General features: G+C 68.5%; 17 protein-coding genes. 11 read left to right on the forward strand and 6 right to left on the reverse strand.

Annotation, left to right across the window (positions count from 1 at the left end; translation table 11 throughout):
• Position 1: 1 nt before the first annotated feature.
• The 6 genes from flbD to acnA form a co-directional block, all read right to left on the reverse strand.
• The gene (gene flbD / locus L2U69_RS09645; RefSeq protein WP_236106598.1) at positions 2-1393 is read right to left on the reverse strand and encodes a sigma-54-dependent transcriptional regulator FlbD; all 1392 of its coding nucleotides are present in this window, start codon (positions 1391-1393) and stop codon (positions 2-4) included.
• A gap of 13 nt (positions 1394-1406) precedes the next feature.
• A complete protein-coding gene (gene fliN / locus L2U69_RS09650; protein ID WP_408065808.1) occupies positions 1407-1736 on the reverse strand; it encodes a flagellar motor switch protein FliN in 330 nt (109 codons plus the stop codon).
• A 16-nt stretch (positions 1737-1752) separates the two neighbouring features.
• Positions 1753-2379 (reverse strand): FliH/SctL family protein, encoded by a 627-nt coding sequence (locus L2U69_RS09655; RefSeq protein ID WP_236106599.1) that lies wholly within the window; start codon positions 2377-2379, stop codon positions 1753-1755.
• 16 nt (positions 2380-2395) lie between these two features.
• A complete protein-coding gene (fliG, locus tag L2U69_RS09660) occupies positions 2396-3412 on the reverse strand; it encodes a flagellar motor switch protein FliG (RefSeq protein ID WP_236106600.1) in 1017 nt (338 codons plus the stop codon).
• 1 nt (position 3413) lies between these two features.
• Positions 3414-5081, reverse strand: coding sequence for a flagellar basal-body MS-ring/collar protein FliF (fliF, locus tag L2U69_RS09665; RefSeq protein ID WP_236106601.1), 1668 nt, complete (start codon positions 5079-5081; stop codon positions 3414-3416).
• A gap of 329 nt (positions 5082-5410) precedes the next feature.
• Positions 5411-8122 (reverse strand): aconitate hydratase AcnA, encoded by a 2712-nt coding sequence (acnA, locus tag L2U69_RS09670; protein ID WP_329605387.1) that lies wholly within the window; start codon positions 8120-8122, stop codon positions 5411-5413.
• A 274-nt stretch (positions 8123-8396) separates the two neighbouring features.
• Between acnA and L2U69_RS09675 the strand changes: the two genes are divergently transcribed.
• The 11 genes from L2U69_RS09675 to L2U69_RS09725 all read left to right on the forward strand — a co-directional run bounded on the left by L2U69_RS09675 (position 8397) and on the right by L2U69_RS09725 (position 16446).
• On the forward strand, positions 8397-9161 hold the full coding sequence (locus L2U69_RS09675; RefSeq protein WP_236106602.1) for a crotonase/enoyl-CoA hydratase family protein: 765 nt from the start codon (positions 8397-8399) through the stop codon (positions 9159-9161).
• A gap of 7 nt (positions 9162-9168) precedes the next feature.
• Complete coding sequence (gene ccmA, locus L2U69_RS09680; RefSeq protein WP_236106603.1) at positions 9169-9780, forward strand: heme ABC exporter ATP-binding protein CcmA; 612 nt, start codon at positions 9169-9171, stop codon at positions 9778-9780.
• A gap of 145 nt (positions 9781-9925) precedes the next feature.
• Positions 9926-10591, forward strand: a complete 666-nt coding sequence (gene ccmB, locus L2U69_RS09685) for a heme exporter protein CcmB (protein WP_236106604.1) — start codon at positions 9926-9928, stop codon at positions 10589-10591.
• A 54-nt stretch (positions 10592-10645) separates the two neighbouring features.
• A complete protein-coding gene (locus L2U69_RS09690; protein WP_236106889.1) occupies positions 10646-11371 on the forward strand; it encodes a heme ABC transporter permease in 726 nt (241 codons plus the stop codon).
• A 3-nt stretch (positions 11372-11374) separates the two neighbouring features.
• Positions 11375-11569 carry a heme exporter protein CcmD gene (gene ccmD / locus L2U69_RS09695; protein WP_236106605.1) on the forward strand — a complete coding sequence of 65 codons (195 nt, stop codon included), beginning with the start codon at positions 11375-11377 and terminating at the stop codon, positions 11567-11569.
• Positions 11566-12057, forward strand: coding sequence for a cytochrome c maturation protein CcmE (gene ccmE / locus L2U69_RS09700; RefSeq protein ID WP_236106606.1), 492 nt, complete (start codon positions 11566-11568; stop codon positions 12055-12057). The genes ccmD and ccmE overlap by 4 nt, the downstream gene beginning before the upstream one ends.
• Positions 12054-14033 carry a heme lyase CcmF/NrfE family subunit gene (locus tag L2U69_RS09705; RefSeq protein ID WP_236106607.1) on the forward strand — a complete coding sequence of 660 codons (1980 nt, stop codon included), beginning with the start codon at positions 12054-12056 and terminating at the stop codon, positions 14031-14033. The genes ccmE and L2U69_RS09705 overlap by 4 nt, the downstream gene beginning before the upstream one ends.
• A 7-nt stretch (positions 14034-14040) precedes the next feature.
• Entirely contained in the window at positions 14041-14580 is a 540-nt protein-coding gene (locus tag L2U69_RS09710) for a DsbE family thiol:disulfide interchange protein (protein ID WP_236106608.1), read from the forward strand.
• Positions 14577-15044 (forward strand): cytochrome c-type biogenesis protein, encoded by a 468-nt coding sequence (locus L2U69_RS09715; protein ID WP_236106609.1) that lies wholly within the window; start codon positions 14577-14579, stop codon positions 15042-15044. Before L2U69_RS09710 ends, L2U69_RS09715 begins: the two co-directional genes overlap by 4 nt.
• Complete coding sequence (ccmI, locus tag L2U69_RS09720) at positions 15041-16132, forward strand: c-type cytochrome biogenesis protein CcmI (protein ID WP_236106610.1); 1092 nt, start codon at positions 15041-15043, stop codon at positions 16130-16132. Before L2U69_RS09715 ends, ccmI begins: the two co-directional genes overlap by 4 nt.
• A 50-nt stretch (positions 16133-16182) precedes the next feature.
• On the forward strand, positions 16183-16446 hold the full coding sequence (locus tag L2U69_RS09725; protein ID WP_236106611.1) for a hypothetical protein: 264 nt from the start codon (positions 16183-16185) through the stop codon (positions 16444-16446).
• The last annotated feature ends 30 nt before the right edge of the window (positions 16447-16476 follow it).

Raw genomic sequence — 16476 nt, forward strand, 5'->3', positions numbered from 1 at the left:
GTCAGAGGGCGGTGCGGGCTTCACCGGGCAGGGGCACGGTGACGCCTTCGTCGGTATATTGCTTCAGCTTGTTGCGCAAAGTCCGGATCGAGATGCCCAGGATGTTGGCGGCATGGGTGCGGTTGCCCAGGCAGTGGTCCAGGGTGTCGAGGATCAGGTCGCGTTCCACGTCGGCCACGGTTCGGCCGACCAGGCCGCGCCCGGCCTGCCCGCCCGCGCCGTTGTGGGCGGCGCCGGCGGCGACCGCGATCGACGCCGCGGCGGCGGTCGGATTTGCCGCCTCGGCCGGGCGGCTGCCGTCCGGCAGCACGATCGCCGAGGGTTCGATGGTCGGGCCGGCCGACAGCAGCACGGCGCGATGCATGGTGTTCTCCAGCTCGCGCACATTGCCCTTCCAGCCGTAGCCGAGCAGGAGCTTGCGCGCGTCGTCGGTGATCACCTTGGCGCCGGTCGCGTTCAGGTCCGCGTATTTTCGGGCGAAGTGATCGGCCAGCAGCAGGATGTCGGCCGGGCGCTGGCGCAGCGCCGGGATCTTCAGGTTGACGACGTTCAGGCGGAACAGCAGATCCTCGCGGAAGGTGCCCTTGCGCACTTCTTCCGCAAGGTCGCGGTTCGATGTGGCGACGACGCGGATGTCGACCTTCACCGGCTTTCCGCCGCCCACCCGGTCGATCTCACGTTCCTGGATCGCGCGCAGCAGCTTCGCCTGCAGGCGCACGTCCATCTCCGAGATTTCGTCGAGCAGCAGGGTGCCGCCGTTGGCTTCCTCGAACTTGCCGATGCGGCGCGCGACGGCGCCGGTGAAGGCGCCCTTCTCGTGGCCGAAGAGTTCGCTTTCGAGGAGGTTCTCGGGGATCGCGGCGCAATTGACCGAGACGAAGGGGGCGTTGGCGCGCCGGCTCTTGCGGTGCACGTAGCGCGCCATCACTTCCTTGCCGGTGCCGCTCTCGCCGGTTATCAGGATCGAGGCTTCGCTGGGCGCCACCTGGTCGGCCAGGCGCACGACCTCGGCCATGGCCGGGTCGCGGAAGATCAGGTTGTGGCTTTCCTCGGCGACGGCCTCGAGGACGGCGGCGATCAGTTCCGGTTCCGGCGGCAGGGGGACATATTCCTTGGCGCCCGCGCGGATCGCCAGCACGGCGGCGCGGGTATCGGTGCCGATGCCGCAGGCGACGACGGGGACATGGATGTGCTCGCCCGCCAGCGCCTGGATCAGGGCCGCGATGTCGAGACGGACGTCGACCATCAGGAGATCGGCGCCGCGTCCGGAACGAAGCGCGTTCAGGGCGCCTTCGACCGAATCGGCATGGGCCACCTTGGCGCCGCGCGCCATGGCGATCTTGGAAGCCGCGCCGAATTCGCCCGACAGGGAGCCGACGATCATCAACCGCATGTTCAATCTCCCCTCAGCGCCGGTCGCCCTTGATGATTTCCGTCATGGTGACGCCCAGACGGTCCTCCACCACCACGACTTCGCCGCGGGCGACCAGGCGGTTGTTCACATAGATGTCGATCGCCTCGCCGACCTTGCGGTCCAGCTCGATGACGGCTCCCTTGCCGATGCGAAGGAGCTGGCTGACCTGGAGCTTCGACTTGCCGAGCACGGCGGAGACCGCGACCGGGATGTCGAACACCGCCTCCAGTTCCTGGGCGGAACGGATGACGTCGCTCTCGTCGGGGGCGTCGCCCTGGGGCGACTGCAGTTCTTCGAAATTCATGTCGTTGTCGGCTGCCATGGTTCCGTCCCTGGGCTCAACGGCGCTGTGCGGTAATGAAACGGGTTACGGCGGACGAGACCGCCTTCTCGAGCGCGGCGGCATCGCGCAGCACGCCGCCGTGCGCCCATTCGACGCGGACGTCGCCGGGGGCGAGATCGCCGTCGCCGAGGACGAGAAGCTTGCCGGGAAAGGCCTGGTCCGCGGCGGTCGCCTCGAACATCGCCTTGGCGGCATCGAGCAAGGCGGTGGCGACATGGACGACGACCCGGGGTTCGTCGCGAAGGTCCGCGAGGGTGCTGGCGACCATGGCTTCCATTTCGGCCATGGGCATGTCCTCTGTCAGGGCCTCGCACAGGCGGCGCGCGACGGCATGGCCGAGTTCGGCGGCATCGGCGCGGAGCTGGCGTTCGCCGGCGGCCAGATGGCCGGCGATGCCGTCCAGGGCCTCGACCAGGCGCGCGGCAGCATCGGCGAGGCGGGCCTGCTCGGCGGCGGCCTGTTCGGCCCGGCCGGCGGCCTCGCCCTCGGCGAAGGCGGCGGCGCGGGCGGCGGCCATGTCTTCCTCGCCGAAGCTCGGCGGAGGCGGCGCCACCGGGAGCTTCTGGCGCGGCGCCGCGTCGAAGGCGTTGTCGAAGGTGAATTTCACCGGTTTGCCGGTCATCCCGCGTCTCCCCGGCTCAATAGATCAGCTCGTCGTCGCCCCGGCTCTCGGCGAGGACGATCTGGCCCTGGGCGGCGAGTTCCTTGGCGGTCTGCACCATCTGCATCTGGGCTTCGTCGACGTCGCGCAGACGGACGGGCCCCATCTGTTCCATCTCCTCGCGGAGGAGCTTTGCCGCGCGTTCCGACATGTTCGAGAAGAACATGTCGCGCAGCGTGTCTGAGGCGCCCTTGAGCGCGAGCGCGAGGCGGCTCTTCTCGATCGCGCGCATCAGCACCTGGACGCCGCCCGGATCCAGTTTCTGCAGATCCTCGAAGGTGAACATCAGGGCCTTGATGCGCTCGGCGCTCTCGCGGCTGCGCTCCTCGAGCGCGGTGATGAATTTGGATTCGGTGGCGCGGTCGAGATTGTTGAAGATCTCGGCGATCAATTCGTGGGCGTCACGCCTCGCGGTGCGCGCCAGGTTGGACATGAACTCGGTGCGCAGCGTCTGCTCCACCTTGTCCAGAACCTCCTTCTGCACCGATTCCATGCGCAGCATGCGGTTCACCACCTCGAGGGCGAAATCCTCGGGCAGGTTGGAGAGCACGCGGGCGGCATGCTCCGGCTTGATCTTGGACAGGACGACGGCGACGGTCTGGGGATACTCGTTCTTCAGATAGGCCGCCAGAACCTGTTCGTTCACATTGCCGAGCTTGTCCCACATGGTGCGGCCGGCGGGGCCCCGGATCTCTTCCATGATCTGGGTCACGCGATCGTTCGGCAGGGATTTGGACAGCAGGCGCTCGGTCGATTCGAAGGAACCGATGAGGTTGCCGGAGGTGGTCATGTTCGAGGCGAATTCGACGAACACGCGCTCCACCATGCTGGCCTGGACGCGGCCGAGCGTCGCCATGGCGGCGGAGATTTCCTTGATCTCGTCGTCGTCCATCAGGCGCCACAGGGGGGCGCCGTGATCCTCGCCCAGCGCCAGCATCAGGATGGCCGCCTTCTCGGGGCCGGTCAGGTTGCGGTTCTCGTCCTTGATGGCCATCTCAGGACTCCCGATACATCCAGTTGCGCATGATCGCGATCGCTTCCTCGGGGTGGCGCTGGACGATCTCGCCGACCTTCTTCAAGCTCGACGCCTTCACGCGGCCCTCGATATTGGCGATGTCGACCATCTGTTCGAATTCGTCGGAATCCGTGCCGATGGCCATGGGCATGCCGTCGGGGCCGGCGATGGCCGCCTGACCGCCCGGGCCGGGGATCTGCATCTGGCCGCCGCCACCCATGGCGCCGGCGCCGGCAAGCGCCGGACCGCCGCCTTCCAGCGGCGCCAGCATGCGCGCGACCAGCGGGCGGACGACGAAGAGCGTGAGCAAAAGGGCGACGAGGCCGAGAACGGCAATCTCGCCGATGCGGAAGAAGTCGGATTTGGTCAGGCCCAGAAAGCCTTCCTCGCCCGGCAGGCCGGTGTCGGCGATGGTGGCGTCGACGAAGGGCAGGTTGACCACGCGCACCTGATCGCCGCGCTGGTCGTCGAAGCCCATGGCCGATTTCACCAGGGCTTCCAACTGGTCCAGTTCCTGCTGGCTGCGCGGCTGATAGGTGCGGGTGCCGTCGGCGGCGACGTCATAGGTGCCGTCGACCAGGATGGCGACGGACATGCGCTTCACCCTGCCGCCTTCCTGCACCACGGTCTGTTCCGTGCGCGAGATTTCGTAGTTGATGGTCTCTTCCGAACGGTCGGTGCTGGACTGGTCGCCGGCGCCGCCCTGGTTGTTCTGGGTGCCCGGCAGATTGCCCTGCACGGTGACGGCGGTGGCGCCGCCCTCGGAGTTGCGGCTGCGGTCGGTGACGGTCTGGGTCGAGCGCACGACCTGGCCGTCGGGGTCGAAGGTCTGGGTCTGGGTGGTGATGCGGTCGAAATCGAGTTCGGCGGTCACCTCGGCGCGCACCTTGTCGAAGCCGACGGACGAGCCGACGAGCTGTTCGAGCGACCGGCGCATGCGCGTCTCGTATTCGCGGGTCTTGGTGGCGACCGCTTCGGCGGGGCCGGTCTCGCGCAGGTTGCCGTCGCCGGCGGCCAGAAGGTTGCCCCGGTCGTCGACGATGGAGACGCGGTCGGCCTTCAGGCCCGGCACGGCGGCGGCGGTCAATTGCTGGATAGCGCGGACCTGGCCGCCGTCGAGATTGCCGGCCTTCAGCTTGAGCACGATGGAGGCGGAGGGCGCCTCGGTCTCGCGGGCGAAGAGCTGGCGCTGGGGCAGCACCAGATGGACGCGGGCGGCGGCGATGCGGTCGATCGAGGCGATGGAGCGGGCGATCTCGCCCTCGAGGGCGCGCAGGTGGTTGATGTTCTGGACGAAGCTGGTGGTGCCGATCGAATCCGAACGGTCGAAGATCTCGTAGCCCATGGAACCGCCGGCCGGCACGCCTTCCTCGGCCATGGCCATGCGCAGGCGCGCCACCTGGTCCTGCGGCACCATGATGCGGGTGCCGTCCGACGACAGTTGATAGGGCACGTTCATGCCCTCGAGCTTCTCGACGATGCGGCCGCTGTCGGTCAGGTCCAGATCGCCGTAGAGCAGCCCATAGGTCGGCTGCATCATGCGGTTCATGGCGAAGGCGAGAAAGGCGACGACGACGACGGCGATCCCGCCGAGCACCAGCAGGCGCCGCATCCCCAATGCCCTCAGTCGCGTGATCAGCTCGTTCATGTCGCCCCCGGCGCTTCTCGTTTCGGGTCGGGCACCGCGCGCGATACGCGCGGAATCCGGCCCCGGGATCCTTTGCTCTAGGCAAGAATTTCCCGGTTTCTGCTGAAGAAGTTCTTAACGGGAGACGGATATTTGCCGGTGCCGTGTGGGGCGCGGGCGTTGCTCACGGGCTCGCGCCAACCCCTGAAAATGATAAGCCGGCTCAAAAAACGATAATTTCCGGGGGATGGAGTCCAAAAACGATAACTCTTTCCCGCCGGCACCGGCCAGGAAGGACGAAAAAGGCCGGGGCGTCGCCGCCCCGGCCTCGGTCTTGGATGCCTGCGTGATCAGGCGGCCAGGAGGCCGCGCAGGACGTAGTGCAGGATGCCGCCGTTCTTGAAGTATTCGACCTCGTCCACCGTGTCGATGCGGAGCAGGAGGGGGATTTCCTTCACGGTGCCGTCCGCCTTGGTGATGCGGCAGGTGACGTCCATGCCCGGCGTCAGCTTGTCGGCGAAGCCCACCAGATCGATGGTGTCGGTGCCCTCGAAGCCGATCGACTTGCGATCCGCGCCGTCCTTGAACATCAGGGGCAGCACGCCCATGCCGACCAGATTCGAGCGGTGGATGCGCTCGAAGCTCTCGGCGATGACGGCCTTGACGCCGAGGAGGTTGGTGCCCTTCGCCGCCCAGTCGCGCGACGAGCCGGTGCCATATTCCTTGCCGGCGACGACCACCAGCGGCACGCCCGCCTTCTGGTACTTCATCGAGGCGTCGTAGATGGATTCCGGCTTGGTCGACTTCGGCGTCTCGCCCGGCTTGCCGTAATACATGGTCACGCCGCCCTCGGTCCCCGGCACCAGTTCGTTCTTGATGCGGATGTTGGCGAAGGTGCCGCGCATCATGACCTCGTGGTTGCCGCGACGGGCGCCGTACTGGTTGAAGTCGGCGACGTCGACCTTGTTCTTGGTCAGGTACTTACCGGCCGGGCTGTCCTTCTTGATGTTGCCGGCGGGCGAGATGTGGTCGGTCGTGATCGAGTCGGCGAACATCGCCAGGATGCGCGCGCCAACGACTTCCGACACCGCCTTCGGCTGGGCCGGCATCTTGTCGAAATAGGGCGGGTTCTGGATATAGGTCGACGTGTTGTCCCACGAGTAGGTCTGGGACGGGGTGGTCTTCACCTTCCTCCAGTTGGTGTCGCCGCCGAACACGTCCTTGTACTGGGTGCGGAACTGCGAGGCGGTCACGCATTTACGGACGGTGTCGGTGATCTCCTGGTTCGAGGGCCAGATGTCCTTCAGGTAGACCGGCTTGCCGCCCTTGCCCGTGCCGATCGGCTCCTTGGTAAGGTCGATCTTCAGCGAACCGGCGATGGCATAGGCGACCACCAGCATGGGCGAGGCGAGATAGTTCGCCTTCACGAGCGGATTGACGCGGCCCTCGAAGTTGCGGTTGCCGGAGATGACGGCGCCCGCGACCAGGTCACCCTTGGTCACCGCCTCGGCCACTTCCTCCGGCAGCGGGCCGGAGTTGCCGATGCAGGTGGTGCAGCCATAGCCGACCAGATTGAAGCCCAGCTTGTTCAGCGCCTTGTCGACGCCCGCCTTCGCCAGATAGTCGGTCACGACCTTGGAGCCCGGCGCCAGGGACGTCTTCACCCAGGGCTTCACCTTCAGGCCCATCTCCACCGCCTTGGCGGCGAGCAGGCCGGCGCCCAGCATCACGCTGGGGTTCGAGGTGTTGGTGCACGAGGTGATGGCGGCGATGGTGACATGGCCGTGGTCGACCTCGTATTTCCCGCTCTTCACCTTCACCGGCTCGCTCTCCTTGCCGGCCTTGTCGAAGCCGGGCTTCGGCTTCACCAGTTCCGACATGAAGTTCTCGGCCACGCCCGACAGGGGCACGCGGTCCTGCGGACGGCGCGGGCCGGCCAGCGAGGGCTCGACCGTGGAGATGTCGAGTTCGAGGGTCGCGGTGAACACCGGGTCCTTCGAGCGCGCGGTGCGCCACATGCCGTTCGCCTTGGCATAGGCTTCGACCAGGGCGACGCGGCTGGCCTTGCGGCCCGTCGACTTCAGGTAGTTGATGGTCTCCTGGTCGATCGGGAAGAAGCCGCAGGTGGCGCCATATTCGGGCGCCATGTTGGCGATGGTCGCGCGGTCGGCGAGGGAGAGTTGGTCGAGGCCCGGGCCGTAGAATTCGACGAACTTGCCGACCACGCCCTGCTTCCTGAGCATCTGGGTGACGGTCAGCACGAGGTCGGTCGCGGTGGTGCCTTCCTTCAGCTTGCCCTTCAGCTTGAAGCCGACGACCTCCGGAATCAGCATGGAGATCGGCTGGCCCAGCATGGCCGCCTCGGCCTCGATGCCGCCGACGCCCCAGCCGAGCACGGCGAGACCGTTCACCATGGTGGTGTGGCTGTCGGTGCCGACCAGCGTGTCGGGATAGGCGACGGTGGCGCGGCCTTCCTTGGCGGTCCAGACGGTCTGGGCCAGATATTCCAGGTTCACCTGGTGGCAGATGCCGGTGCCCGGCGGCACGACGCGGAAATTGTCGAAGGCCTGCTGGCCCCAGCGCAGGAAGCCGTAACGCTCCGCGTTGCGCTCGTATTCGAACTTCACGTTGTCCTTGAAGGCGGCCCGGCTGCCGAACTCGTCGACGATGACCGAATGGTCGATGACGAGATCGACGGGCGACAGCGGATTGATCTTGTTCGGGTCGCCGCCCATGTTGGCCATGGCGTCGCGCATCGCGGCCAGATCGACCACGGCGGGCACGCCGGTGAAGTCCTGCATCAGCACGCGGGCGGGGCGGAAGGCGATCTCACGATCCGACTTCTTGTTCTTCAGCCATTTGGCGACGGCCTTGATGTCGTCGACGGTGACCGTGGTGCCGTTCTCGTTGCGCAGCAGGTTCTCGAGCAGAACCTTGAGCGAGACCGGGAGGAGCGACAGGTCCCCCAATTCCTTCTCGGCGGCCTTCAGGCTGAAGTAGTCGTAGGACGACTTGCCGACGGTCAGTTTCTTGCGGGTCTTCAAACTGTCGAGAGAGGGCACGGAGCGACTCCATGAATGAGCAAATCTCGGGGCGAGCGGCTCGCCGGCGGTTCGATGAAAACCTGGGCCGGCGAACGTTACGGGCGACGACACGAAGGGACGTCACGGATGGGCGCGGCGATCAGCCTCGTGGATCGGTTGCGAGCATAGTGAGCCGCGCCCCGCTCGTGAAGTCCCGACGATGGTCGCGGTCCGCGCTTTCGCGCGATTTTTCTGGTTCGCGCGCCGTGCTTGCCTATGATGCGGCCAAAATTCGGAGCCAAGGAGGTGCGTCGTGGCGGTGCATGTCGAGACCAAGGGGCCGGTGACCACCATCATTCTGTCGCGGCCGCACGCCCGCAACGCGGTCGACCGGCCGACGGCGGAAGCCCTCGCCGACGCCTTCCGCGCCTTCGACGCCGACGACGACGCGCATGTCGCCGTGCTCTGGGGCGACCACGGAAATTTCTGCGCCGGCGCCGACCTGAAGGCCATCGCGTCGGGCGAGAACGTCAATCGGACAGAGCCCGACGGCGACGGCCCCATGGGCCCGACGCGCCTCGAACTCTCCAAGCCGGTGATCGCCGCGATCGCCGGCCATGCCGTTGCCGGCGGTCTCGAACTCGCGATCTGGGCCGACATGCGCGTCGCCGAGGAAGACGCGATCCTCGGCGTCTTCTGCCGGCGCTTCGGCGTGCCGCTGATCGACGGCGGCACCGTGCGCCTGCCGCGCATCATCGGCCAGGGCCGTGCCCTCGACCTGATCATCACCGGGCGCGCCGTCTCCGCCGCCGAGGCGCTTTCCATGGGTCTCGTCAATCGCGTCGTGCCCAAGGGCGAGGCGCGGGCGGCGGCCGAGGCGTTGGCGGCGGAGATCGCGGCCCTGCCGCAGGCGTGCCTGCGCTTCGATCGCCGCTCCGCCTACGAGCAATGGAACCTCTCCCTCGACAGCGCCCTGCAGAACGAATTCTACCTCGGCATCCAGTCGCTCGAAGTGGCGGCCGAAGGCGTCGGGCGTTTCATCGAGGGCGCGGGCCGGGGCGGCGCCAAGGTCGAATGATCCCTCCATGCTGGCGGCATCCGGTCTCGGCATCATCCGTGGCGAGCGGCCCGTCTTCACCGATCTCGACCTGACGGTCGGGCTCGGCGAGGCGGTGGTGCTGCGCGGCCCGAACGGCGCCGGCAAATCGACCCTGCTGCGGCTCTTCGCCGGACTGCTCGCGCCCAGCATCGGCCGCGTCACCTGGGACGGCGCCGCCATTGCCGACGACCGCGAGGCACATGGCCGGCGCCTGCGCTATGCCGGTCATGGCGACGCCCTGAAATTCGCCCTGACCGCCCGTCAGAATCTCGCCTTCTGGGCCCGCTTCGAGGGCACGCCCGTCGGTGCCGTCGACGGCGCGCTCGATCGTTTCGGCCTCGGCGCGCTCGCCGACCTGCCGGCCGGCATTCTCTCCGCCGGGCAGAAGCGCCGTCTCGGGCTGGCCCGGCTGGCGCTCGCGCCGCGCGCGCTCTGGCTTCTCGACGAGCCGACGGTCAGTCTCGATGCCGCCTCGATCGAGATCCTGGGAGGGCTGATCTGGGATCATCGCGCCGCCGGCGGCATGGTCGTGCTCGCCACCCACGACGGCCTCGATCTGCCCGGCGCCCGGGTGTTCACGCTGGAGCCGGCGGCATGATCGCGCGCGGCATCGACACTCTCCTCACCCCAACCCTCTCCCCCCTGGCGGGGGGCGAGGGGGGGTGGGGCACCATCCCATCCACGATCGTCATCCCGGCCTTCGCCGGGATGACGCGTATGGGTGAGGGGCAGGGGGCGTCGTCATGAACGCCTTTCTCGCCGTGCTGCGCCGGGACCTTCGCCTCGCCTTCGCGCAGGGCGGATCGGTCGGGCTCGTGGTCGGCTTCTTCGTCATTGCCGCGACCCTCTTCCCTCTCGCCTCGGGGCCGGAGCGGGCGGAACTGGCGCGCGTGGCGCCGGCGGTGATCTGGATCGGGGCGCTGCTGGCGACCCTGCTCTCCCTCGACCGGATGTTCCAGGCGGATCTCGAGGACGGCAGCCTCGACCTGCTGCTGGCCGGGGGGGCGCCGTCCTCCCTCGTGGTGCTGGCGAAATGTCTGGCGCATTGGCTGTCGACCGGCCTGCCGCTGGTCATCGTGTCGCCGCTTTTGTCGCTTCTCCTCGGGCTCGACGGGGCGGGCACGATCATGCTGGGCAAGACCCTGCTGCTCGGCACGCCCACCCTATCGCTGATCGGCGCGGTGGGCGCCGGGCTCACGGTCGGGGTGCGGCGCGCGGGCATCCTGATCGCGGTCCTGGTGCTGCCGCTCTATGTGCCGGTGCTGATCTTCGGGGCAGGCGCCGTCGATCTCGCCATGCTGGGGCTCGATACCGGGCCCAGTCTGGCGCTGCTCGGGGCCGTGCTGCTGGTCAGCCTGCCGGTCGGAACCCTCGGCGCGGCTGCGGCACTTCGCCTTGCGGCACTCTAGAATGATTTCGATCATATTGTTCCGCGCGATGCTGAGCGATAAACCTTCATGATGCTGACGCGCCTCGCGAACCCGACCCGCTTCATGCGCCTTGCCGACCGGCTTCTGCCGTGGCTCGCGGCGGCGACCGTGCTCGCCTTTGCCGCCGGCCTCGTCTGGGGGCTGGGCTTCGCGCCGCCCGACTATCAGCAGGGCGATACGGTGCGCATCATGTTCGTCCATGTGCCGGCCGCCTGGCTCGCCATGTTCGGCTATTCCTTCATGGCGGTGGCGAGTTTCGTCGCATTGGTCTGGAAACATCCGCTGGCCGATGTCGCGGCCAAGGCGGCGGCGCCGCTGGGCGCCGGCTTCTGCCTGATCGCGCTGATCACCGGCTCCCTCTGGGGCGAACCGATGTGGGGGACCTGGTGGGTGTGGGACGCACGGCTCACCTCCATGCTCGTCCTGTTCTTCCTCTATGTCGGCTATATCGCGCTCTGGTCCGCGATCGACGAGCCGGAGCGCGCGGCCCGGGCCGCCGCCATCCTCGCCCTGGTCGGCGCGGTCAATGTGCCGATCGTGAAATTCTCGGTCGACTGGTGGTCCACCCTGCATCAGCCGGCCTCGGTGATCCGCATGGACGGGCCGACCATCGATGCCTCTATCCTGTGGCCGCTGGCGATCAACGCGCTCGCCTTCCAGCTCTATTTCGTCACCGTGCTGCTGTGGCGCATGAAGGCGGAATTGATCGGCCGGCGCATCCGGGCGCTGACGCTCGGCATCGCCGCGCGGGAAGCCTGAGCCATGGACGACCTCGCGCAGTTCCTCGCCATGGGCGGTTATGCCGCATACGTCTGGCCCGCCTTCGGCACCACCTTCCTCGTCGTGATCGGGCTTGCCGTCGCATCCTGGCGCCGTCTGAAGAGCGCGGAAGCGCGGCTCGCCCTTCTGGAACATTCGCGGCCGGCGCGCCGCGCCCGGCCGAGGACCGCCGCATGACACCCAGAAAGCGCCGCCGCCTGATGATCGGCATCGCCGGGCTCGCCTGCCTCGGGGCCGCCGCCGGGCTCGTGCTGTCGTCGCTCGGCGATCAGCTCGTGTTCTTCCTGTCGCCGACCGAGATCGTCGAAAAGGCGCCGCCGCCGACCCAGCGCATCAGGATCGGCGGTCTGGTGGAGCAGGGCTCCGTCGTGCGCAGCGACGACGGCACCACCGTCGCCTTCAACATCACCGACCTCGCGACCAGCGTCCATGTCACCTATCGCGGCATATTGCCGGCGCTGTTCCGCGAAGGTCAGGGCGTGGTCGCCGAAGGCCACCGCCAGCCCGACGGCACGGTGAAGGCCGCCGAAGTGCTGGCCAAGCACGACGAGACCTATATGCCGAAGGAAGTGGTCGAGTCCCTGAAGGCATCCGGCCGCTGGCAGGAGGGCGATCCCCTGCCGAGCGCGCCGCATCCCGGCACCGAAGCCGCGGTCACCCGATGAGCGGCAGCCCCGGCATCGCCGAATTCGGCCATTTCGCCCTGATCCTCGCCTTCTGCGTGGCGCTGGTGCAGGGCATCGTGCCGCTGGCCGGCGCGGCCCGGGGCCATGTCCCGTCGATCCGCCTGGGCGATCATGCCGCCGTCCTCCAGTTCCTTCTGGTGGCGGCCGCCTTCGCCGCCCTGGTCCATGCCTATGTGACCTCGGACTTCTCGGTCCTCAACGTCTTCGAGAATTCCCATTCGAAGAAGCCGATGCTCTACAAGGTGACCGGCGTCTGGGGCAATCACGAGGGATCGCTCCTGCTCTGGGCCCTGATGCTGACGATGTTCGGCGCCATGGTCGCCGTCTTCGGGCGCAATCTGCCCGAGACGTTCCGCGCCCGCGTGCTGTCGGTGCAGGGGCTGGTCGGCGTCGGCTTCATCGCCTTCATGCTCTTCACCTCCAATCCCTTCGCGCGCATCGATCCGGCACCGCTGGAAGGCAACGGCCTGAACCCGATCCTCCAGGATCCCGGCCTCGCCTTTCATCCGCCCTTCCTCTATGCCGGTTATGTCGGCATTTCGATCGCCTTCTCCTTCGCCGTCGCCGCCCTGATCGAGGGGCGCGTGCCGCCCTCCTGGGCGCGCTGGGTGCGGCCCTGGACGCTCGCCGCCTGGGCCATGCTGACCATCGGCATCACCGGCGGTTCCTATTGGGCCTATTACGAACTCGGCTGGGGCGGCTTCTGGTTCTGGGACCCGGTCGAGAATGCCTCGCTCATGCCCTGGCTGGCGGCGACCGCGCTGCTCCATTCCGCCATCGTGGTCGAGAAGCGCGACACCTTGAAGAGCTGGACCATCCTGCTCGCCATCATCGCCTTCTCGCTCTCGCTGCTCGGCACCTTCCTGGTCCGTTCCGGCGTGCTGACCTCGGTCCATGCCTTCGCTTCCGATCCGACGCGGGGCTTCTTCATCCTGATCTTCCTGCTGGCGGTGACCGGCGGCGCCCTGGCGCTCTATGCCGTCCGCGCGCCCGCCCTGAAGCCCGGCGGCATGTTCCAGACCGTCAGCCGCGAAGGCGCGCTGGTCCTGAACAATCTCCTCCTGGCCACCGCGACGGCGACCGTGCTCCTCGGCACGCTCTATCCCCTGATCCTCGATGCCCTCGGCGGGGCCAAGGTCTCGGTCGGGCCGCCCTATTACAATTCGACCTTCATGCCCCTGATGGTGCCGCTGATGGTGGCGCTCGCCATCGGGCCGCTGCTGCCGTGGAAGCGGGGCGACCTGTTGGGCGTGCTCGGCCGGCTGAAATTCATCGCGCTCGCCTCGGCCGTCGGGGGCCTGCTCGTCTTCTGGCTGACCGTCGATGCCCCGCTGCTGCCGGTGCTCGCCTTCATCGTCGCCTTCTTCCTGGCGGGTTCGGTGGTGGTCGAGGTGCTGGAACGCGTGCAGTTCAGAAAGCGCGGCGTCCCGGGCGCGTTGCGCCGTCTGGTCGCGCTGCCGCGCGGCGCCGTCGGCATGTCGCTGGCCCATATGGGGCTTGCCGTCTCGATCTTCGGCATCGCGGCGGCGAGCGGCTTCGCCGAGGAACATCTCGGCATCATGAAAGAGGGCGACACGGTCGAGATCGCGGGCTGGTCCCTGACCTTCGAGGGGGTCGAGGACGTGCCGGGTCCCAACTATACGGCGACGCGCGGGCGCTTCGAGGTCGCGGGCCTTGGCCCCATGTTCCCCGAGACGCGGCGTTTCGAGAGCCCGCCAATGGAGACGACGGAGGCGGCGATCCACCCCACGATCCTCGGCGATCTCTATGTCGTCGTCGGCGAGAAGACGGGGCCGGGCCATGCCGTCCGCATCTATTGGAAGCCCTTCGTCATGTGGATCTGGGCCGGCGGCCTGATGATGGCGGCGGGCGGCTTCTTCTCCCTCTCCGACCGGCGGCTGCGGGTCGGCGCGCCGGTGCGCCGCGCGGCGCCACGCCCCCAGGCGGCCGAATAGGGACGTCATGCGCAACTATCGCTTCCTCATCGCGGCCCTGCCGCTGGCGGTCATGATCGGTCTCGGCAGCATGTTCTACGAGCGGCTGGGCAAGGATCCGTCCGAACTGCCCTCCGCCCTGATCGGCAAGCCGGTGCCCGCGTTCGAACTGCCGGGTCTCGACGACGGCAAGGGGCTGTCCGCCGACGATCTGCGCAACGGCCCGGTGACGGTGGTCAATGTCTTCGCCTCCTGGTGCGCGCCCTGCCGGATCGAGCATCCGCTGCTGACGGCGCTGACCAAGGTGCCGGGCATCCGCATCGTCGGCATGGCCTATAAGGACGAGCCGGCGGCCACGCGTGGCTTTCTCGAGCAATTGGGTAACCCTTATGAGCGCATCGGCGTCGATCAGGCGGGCCGGGTGGCGATCGACTGGGGCGTCTACGGCGTGCCCGAGACCTATCTCGTCTCCACCGACGGCCAGATCATGTGGAAGCACGTCGGCCCCCTGACCGAGGACGTGATCCGCAACGACATGCTGCCGCTGGCCGAGAGGCTGATGAAATGATGCGCCTGGCGGGCTTCCTCCTCGCGCTCATGCTCGGCATGGGCCCGGCGCTGGCGATCGGTGTCGACGAGCCCATGGCCGATCCGGCGATGGAAGCGAAGGCGCGGGAGATTTCGCGCGGGCTTCGCTGTCTCGTCTGCCAGAACCAGTCGATCGAGGATTCCAACGCGCCCTTGGCCGCCGATCTTCGCCGCATCGTGCGCGAACGCCTGGCGGCCGGCGACGACGAGGCGGCGATCCAGGCCTATCTGGTCGATCGCTACGGCGAATGGGTATTGCTGCGCCCGCCGTTCGAGCCGTCGACCTGGGCGCTCTGGCTCGGGCCCTTCGTGGTGCTGGGCGCGGGCCTCGCCATCGTCCTGTGGCGCCGCCGCGGGCCGGCCCCGGCGGAAGCCGTGGCACGACCCCTCGACGCCGACGAGAAGAAACGCCTCGACGAATTGCTGCGGGAGGACCGGGGGTGACCTTTGCCCTCTTCGCCCTGCTCGCGGCCGCCGTCGCGATCGTCCTGCTGCGCCCCCTGCTCAAGGCGGGTCCGGCGCGGGATCAGGCCGCCGCCGAACGCGCCGTCTATCGCGCGCAGTTGCAGGAACTGGCGGCTGAACAGGAAAGCGGCGCCATCGCCCCCGCCGAGGCCGAGGGCGCGCGCCTGGAGATTCAGCGCCGTCTCCTGAAGGTGGGGGAGGGGGCGGCAACCCGTGCCAAGCCGTCCCTGGTGCTGGCGCTCGCGGTCGCGCTGGGCGTGCCCGCCGCCGCCGCGCTGATCTATGACCGCATGGGTGCCGGCGGCCTGCCGGACCAGCCCCTGGCCGAGCGGGTGACCGATGCCGGCAGTGCCGCCGAGACCGACAAGCTGGTCGATGCCCTCGAAAAGCGCCTGGCCGAGGCGCCGGACGATCCGCGCGGCTGGGCCCTCATGGCGCGCGTCCGCGCCTCGGAAGGCCGCCTGATCGACGCGGCCGAGGCTTACGAGAAAGTGGCGGCCCTGGTGCCCCAATCGGTCGAGGCCCGCCTGGGCGCCGCCGAACTGCGCATCGCGGCGGCCCAGGGGCAGGTCACGCCCGAAGTGCGAAAACTGGTGACCGAGGCCCAGGGCCTTCAGCCCGACGATCCGGGGGTTCGCCATTTCGCCGCCTATGTCCGCTTCGCCGATGGCGACAAGGCGGGGGCGGCGGCGGCGTGGCGCGCCGTCCTGGCCGACCTGAAAACCGACGATCCCTTGCGCCCGGCGGTCGAGGCCGGCTTGAAGGCGGCGGGCGAACCCGTGCCCGAAGCGCCCGGCCCCAGCGCCGCCGACATCGAGGCGGCGGGCGAGATGAGCGCCGACGACCGGAAAGCCATGATCGAGGGCATGGTGGCGCGTCTCGCGGAGCGGCTGGAACGCGAGCCGGGGGATGTCGATGGCTGGTTGCGTCTCGCCCGCGCTTATGAGGTGATGGGGCGCGGGCCGGACGCGGTCGCGGCCTGGGAGAAGGCCGCCGCGCTCCGCCCCGACGATGCCGCCATCGCCGAAGGCCTGGCGGCCGCCCGTGCCCGCTTTCCCGCGCCGTGATTCTGCCTGTTAAGCGATCCTTAAGGGAGGGGGCGTAAAGCTCCACCACCATGGACATCAAGCCGAGCCCCGCCATCCTCTCCGCGCTCGCCTCCCTCCAGCAGGGCGGCACGGGGCCGCGTCCGCCCGTCGGCGCACAGCAGGGCACGGCTGTCCAGACGGTGGAGGCGGTGCCGCCGGTCACGCGCGGCGGCGTCGATATCCGCATCGGCGGCGACAGCGGCGCCCAGGCCGCGCCCCGGCGCGAGGCGCCGGGCACGGCACCCCGCCCGCTCCAGCCCGGTCTCGGCCGCCTGATCGACCTCTCGGTCTGACGGGCGCGCCCGACAGGGCTTGCCACGGCG

Origin of the sequence: Zavarzinia marina (assembly GCF_021568905.1) — a bacterium.
GTDB classification, from domain to species: domain Bacteria; phylum Pseudomonadota; class Alphaproteobacteria; order Zavarziniales; family Zavarziniaceae; genus Zavarzinia; species Zavarzinia marina.

Coding starts and splice junctions, on each gene's coding strand:
- L2U69_RS09715 (WP_236106609.1), top strand. CDS start 14,577: ATGATGCGCCTGGCGGGCTTCCTCCTCGCGCTCATGCTCGGCATGGGC.
- fliN (WP_408065808.1), bottom strand. CDS start 1,736: ATGGCAGCCGACAACGACATGAATTTCGAAGAACTGCAGTCGCCCCAG.
- L2U69_RS09725 (WP_236106611.1), top strand. CDS start 16,183: ATGGACATCAAGCCGAGCCCCGCCATCCTCTCCGCGCTCGCCTCCCTC.
- ccmE (WP_236106606.1), top strand. CDS start 11,566: ATGACACCCAGAAAGCGCCGCCGCCTGATGATCGGCATCGCCGGGCTC.
- ccmD (WP_236106605.1), top strand. CDS start 11,375: ATGGACGACCTCGCGCAGTTCCTCGCCATGGGCGGTTATGCCGCATAC.
- ccmB (WP_236106604.1), top strand. CDS start 9,926: ATGAACGCCTTTCTCGCCGTGCTGCGCCGGGACCTTCGCCTCGCCTTC.
- L2U69_RS09705 (WP_236106607.1), top strand. CDS start 12,054: ATGAGCGGCAGCCCCGGCATCGCCGAATTCGGCCATTTCGCCCTGATC.
- L2U69_RS09655 (WP_236106599.1), bottom strand. CDS start 2,379: ATGACCGGCAAACCGGTGAAATTCACCTTCGACAACGCCTTCGACGCG.
- ccmA (WP_236106603.1), top strand. CDS start 9,169: ATGCTGGCGGCATCCGGTCTCGGCATCATCCGTGGCGAGCGGCCCGTC.
- L2U69_RS09710 (WP_236106608.1), top strand. CDS start 14,041: ATGCGCAACTATCGCTTCCTCATCGCGGCCCTGCCGCTGGCGGTCATG.
- fliF (WP_236106601.1), bottom strand. CDS start 5,081: ATGAACGAGCTGATCACGCGACTGAGGGCATTGGGGATGCGGCGCCTG.
- flbD (WP_236106598.1), bottom strand. CDS start 1,393: ATGCGGTTGATGATCGTCGGCTCCCTGTCGGGCGAATTCGGCGCGGCT.
- fliG (WP_236106600.1), bottom strand. CDS start 3,412: ATGGCCATCAAGGACGAGAACCGCAACCTGACCGGCCCCGAGAAGGCG.